4 protein-coding genes are annotated in these 4,660 nt (G+C 37.2%); 1 reads left to right on the top strand and 3 read right to left on the bottom strand.

Annotation, left to right across the window (positions count from 1 at the left end):
* From HU235_RS15875 to xylB, 3 genes are all read right to left on the bottom strand, one after another.
* Positions 1 to 288: putative periplasmic lipoprotein (locus tag HU235_RS15875; protein WP_459213474.1), on the bottom strand; the 288-nt coding region annotated here is incomplete at its 3' end.
* Positions 289 to 614: 326 nt separating this feature from the next.
* Entirely contained in the window at positions 615 to 1,607 is a 993-nt protein-coding gene (locus HU235_RS15870) for a Gfo/Idh/MocA family protein (protein WP_174880833.1), read from the bottom strand.
* Between the two features lie 24 nt (positions 1,608 to 1,631).
* Entirely contained in the window at positions 1,632 to 3,131 is a 1,500-nt protein-coding gene (xylB, locus tag HU235_RS15865) for a xylulokinase (protein WP_174880832.1), read from the bottom strand.
* A gap of 359 nt (positions 3,132 to 3,490) precedes the next feature.
* Here xylB and HU235_RS15860 point away from each other — a divergent pair, with 359 nt between their 5' ends.
* Positions 3,491 to 4,645, top strand: coding sequence for an ROK family transcriptional regulator (locus tag HU235_RS15860; protein WP_174880834.1), 1,155 nt, complete (start codon positions 3,491 to 3,493; stop codon positions 4,643 to 4,645).
* Positions 4,646 to 4,660: the final 15 nt, after the last annotated feature.

Genomic DNA, 4,660 nt, shown 5'->3' with positions numbered 1-4,660 from the left:
GTTCGTTTCTTTGTTCTTAATCAACGGTTTATTTAAAAATCCATATTTATTTTCTTCTCCTCGTACTTCATAAACCATCATTACATCCTTTATTTTTTCACTAATTGTAAAAGTTTGTGTCAAGTCTGAATCATTCAGTTCAGCATTTCCCCTTGAAAATGCCTTAATGCGTTTCTGCGCTTGTTCTTTAATAATTGGTTCTTTCGCTTCAGCAACTAAGTTATTTTTTTCCGATGAACACCCGGATAATAGGATTGTACATATAATTAGAATACCAATGAACTTCATTGCTTCTCCTTTCGAATTTTGATTTTATTGATTAGTCGAAAATATCCTTTCTTGGTTTCACTTTTTCCAAATTCTCCAGGCTAATGCATTTCATTGGAATAAGTACATCTATTACACTTTTTTAAGTTCATACAAAAAAACGAGACTATCTCAAGGCAAAATCATTTCCCTCCAATAAACACCGATATAAGGACGTATAATCATTTTTATAAATCCTAATTTTGTGCTTATGGAGTCTGACCCTTTGCTTTTTGAGACAGCCTCATTTTCCAATTCATTACTCAATTAAAACATATTTCTTTTGAATAGTTCCTCGTTGTTTTGTTCTACATGAATACTTCTTTACCCTCTTCAATTGCCTGCAAGCACGCTTCAATCACTCGCATGTTTTGAATCGCATGCTCTCCGGTGTAGGACGGATCTTGATCTTTTAATATAGCTTCGGATAAATGGTCTACTTCTAACACGTAAGTATCTGCAGGGAAAGTCTCAGTTCTTTCACCGTTTCCACTAACAACCTTCACAATGCCATCCCCATTGCCATGTTGATCTGGTCGAAAGGCATATGGTACTGTTATTTTTCCTTTTGTACCAACAACCTCATAATATTGGCCACCAAACATATCAAAGCTGCAATCAAATGTTGCTTGCACACCATTTTCAAGTGTCATTAGAACAGTCGAAGTTATGTCTACACCTGTTTTGTCATCAATCGTAGCTGTTGCTTTTATTAGTTTTGGCTCAGAGCCTGTGATCATTCGGATCACGTGGATGCAATAACAACCAATATCATATAATGCTCCCCCGCCCATTTCCTTTTTCATCCGAATATTTGTATCCCTGTCACTTAAATAAAAGGAAAAGCTTGAGCGAACAATTTTTACCTCTCCGATTTCACCATTTGCGATAATCTCTTTAACTCGTTGATTCATTGGATGAAATTGGTACATGAATGCTTCCATGAATTTAACATTCTGCTCGCGGCACACTGCAACCATTTCTTTCGTTTCCTCTGAATCTAAAGTTGCAGGTTTTTCACAAAGAACATGTTTTCCATGCTTTGCTGCTTCAATCACCCATTTTTTATGCAAGTGATTTGGTAACGGAATATAAACAACATCTATCGACGGATCTTGTAATAGCTTCTCATAGCTTGAATACGTTGTCGGAATATTTAAATCCCTAGCAATTTCGTTAACATTTTCCCTTCCACTCGCGATTGCAGCTACTTCTGCGAGTTTAGACCGATGAATAGCAGGAATGACTTGCTCACGGCCAATTTTTGCCGTACTAAGAATTCCCCAGCGTACCTTTGACATTTAGTTACCTCCTAGAAACAATGGTTATCTTCTAAATTTCGACAACCCTTCATTCAATTCCTTTGTTTGTTTGTAAACATCTTGATATAAAGAAAAGAGCTCTTTATATTTCTCGACGTTTTCTGCAATTGGTTCATAGACATTTGCTTGTTGCACAAAGAGATCGGCAATTTCCTGTAATGTAGAAGACCAGCCAGCACCATAAGCTGCAAGAATAGCTGCCCCTATTCCCGGTCCTTGCTCACTTTGTAATTTAACGACCTTTGCATTAAATATATCGGCCTGTATTTGCAGCCATGTTTCATTTTTCGCTCCACCGCCAATTGAGGTAATTTGCTCAATTACCTTTCCACTTTCACGGAATATTTCGATTGACTCATGTAAGGAGAACGTAATCCCTTCAAGTACAGCTCGAGCGAAATCCTTTTTCGTATGCGCTCCCTCCATCCCAATAAAGCTAGCACGGATTGTCGGATCAGCATGAGGTGTTCTTTCTCCTGCGAGATATGGTGTGAACAATAATCCGTTCGCACCAACTGGTACTTCGTCAATCCCATCAAGTAATTGTTCAAAGGATTCGTGCTCAGCGAAAACCTCTTTAAACCAGCTAAGACTATAGCCTGCAGCTAACGTTACCCCCATTGTATAAAAGGCATTTTCTTTACCATGATTAAAATAATGTACTTTACCTGCAAAATCACGATCATTACGTTCTTCATAAGAAAGAACTACCCCTGACGTTCCTACACTACACAATGTTGTCCCTTCTGTTAAAATACCTGCTCCAATTGCCCCACAAGCATTATCCGCACCACCTGCAAACACCTTTGTTTCAGGTGACAAGCCCGTTTGATGAGCAAATTCATCTGTAAGAGTCCCAACACATTCATGTGATTCCACTAAAGGAGGACATAGCTCTTCATTTAATTCAAATAGCTGACATATTTCTGTACTCCACTTTTTCTCGCCTACATTTAATAGCAAGGTTCCTGCTGCATCTGAATATTCGCTATGAATCTTTCCTGTCATTCGGTACCGTAAATAATCCTTAGGCAGTAGAAATACGCTAGCTTTTGCAAAAAGCTCAGGTTCATTTTCTTTCACCCACAAAATTTTCGGTAACGTAAAGCCTTCTAGTGCTGGATTTTTCGTAATATCTAGCAATCTTTCTTTTCCAACAACATCATAAATTTGCTTGCATTGAGCTGTTGTTCGAACATCATTCCATAGAATTGCATTACGCAATACGCTATGTGATTCATCCAATAAAACAAGACCATGCATTTGTCCTGAATAGCTAATTCCTTCAATATCTGTAACATTACCATTGAATTTGTTAACTAATTCAGCTAACCCTTCACGAGTTTTTTCTACCCATTGCTCTGGCTCCTGTTCACTATACCCAGATTTCTCATGGATTAGCGGATATGACTTCGAAACTTCCTCAACAATTGTTCCTGTCTGATTAATCAAAATAAGCTTAACTGCACTCGTCCCTAAATCAATTCCAATAACATATTTCACTATAAAAACCTCCAGTTTGTTAATAGAAAAAAACGAGGGATATACCACTTATGTATACTCCCTAAGTAACCCCTTACATTTAAAGATTTTATAAAAAAGGAATAACATATTCTTCTAATCTAGAAAAATCAAAAGCAAAAAACGTTATGAAAATTATAACATCGAGAAAAATGTTTGTCTATCCATTAAACTAAGTTTATAATGAAACAATACGAGTAAACAGATAGTGGCTCTTTCCGCCCGATAATATATCGAAAAAATCATATGAAAATCGTTTAAATAAGTGGGCAGAAAGTAAAACTACTATATAATGTAAAGAGAAGCAAAACTGTTGAAATTAGGTGAAATCGTTGGAAAGAATGACATGGAATCAACAAGTAGTGAAGAAAAATAATACATCTCTTGTTTTTCGAACAATAACACAGCAAGAGCCGTTATCAAGAGCAGATATTGCACAGGATTCCGGCTTAAATAAAGCAACCGTATCATCACTTGTAAATGAATTGTTAGAAAAACAACTTGTGTATGAATCTGGTCCAGGAGAGTCAAGCGGCGGCCGTCGTCCAGTCCTCCTTCATTATAATCAGTCAGCAGGATATTCAATCGGAATTGATATCGGTGTTAATTATATTTTAGGTGTTGTTACAGATTTAAAAGGTAACATAATCAATGAACAAAAAATATCCATGAAGGATTCAGCATTTGAAGACGTCCTTAATCGAGTAAAAAAAATGGTTTATACGTTAATGGAGCCACTGCCACAAAGTCCGTACGGCGTTGTCGGAATTGGTATCGGAATCCCTGGAATCGTGGATAAGCAAGGAAATATTTTGCTCGCCCCAAATTTAGGCTGGAAAAACTGTGAAATTAAACAACAAATTGAAGAGGAATTCAACATCCCAGTCATTGTTGAAAACGAAGCAAATGCAGGTGCATATGGTGAGAAGCAATTTGGAGTCGGAAAAAGCTTCAATGATATTATTTATGTCAGTGTCGGAATTGGTATTGGGGTTGGATTAATCTTAAACAATCAATTGTACCAAGGAGTAAATGGGTTTTCCGGTGAATTAGGTCATATGGTGATCCAAATGGATGGTGCCCCTTGTCGCTGTGGAAGTAAAGGCTGCTGGGAAGTGTATGCTTCTGAGCACGCACTCATCGATAATGCCAAAGATTTAGACGATCCAACACTTGAATCAATCATCGATTTAGCAAAAAATAACGACGAAAAAGCGATCGCCTTATTTGAAGAAATCGGAAAATACCTTGGCTTTGGCATCAATAATATTATCAATACTTTTAATCCAGAACAAATTATTATTGGCAATCGCTTAGCAATGGCAAAGCAATGGATTGAACAACCGCTCCAAGATATCGTCCAATCACATGCCCTTGCCTTTCAGCAAAAAAACCTACAAATTAGCTTTTCACAGCATTCAACACATTCAGCTGCACTCGGCGTATCTGCCTTTGCTTTTGAGCAGTTTTTAGAAAATGAGTTACAAGAAATTTAAAGGTCATTATAATAG

Origin of the sequence: Metabacillus niabensis, assembly GCF_902829255.1 — a bacterium.
In the GTDB taxonomy this organism is placed as follows: Bacteria; Bacillota; Bacilli; order Bacillales; family Bacillaceae; genus Metabacillus; species Metabacillus niabensis.
This window is presented reverse-complemented; position numbering and strand designations above follow the sequence as displayed.

Excerpts from the sequence above, each read along its gene's own strand:
- HU235_RS15870 (WP_174880833.1), bottom strand. The coding sequence starts at position 1,607 with ATGTCAAAGGTACGCTGGGGAATTCTTAGTACGGCAAAAATTGGCCGT.
- HU235_RS15860 (WP_174880834.1), top strand. The coding sequence starts at position 3,491 with ATGACATGGAATCAACAAGTAGTGAAGAAAAATAATACATCTCTTGTT.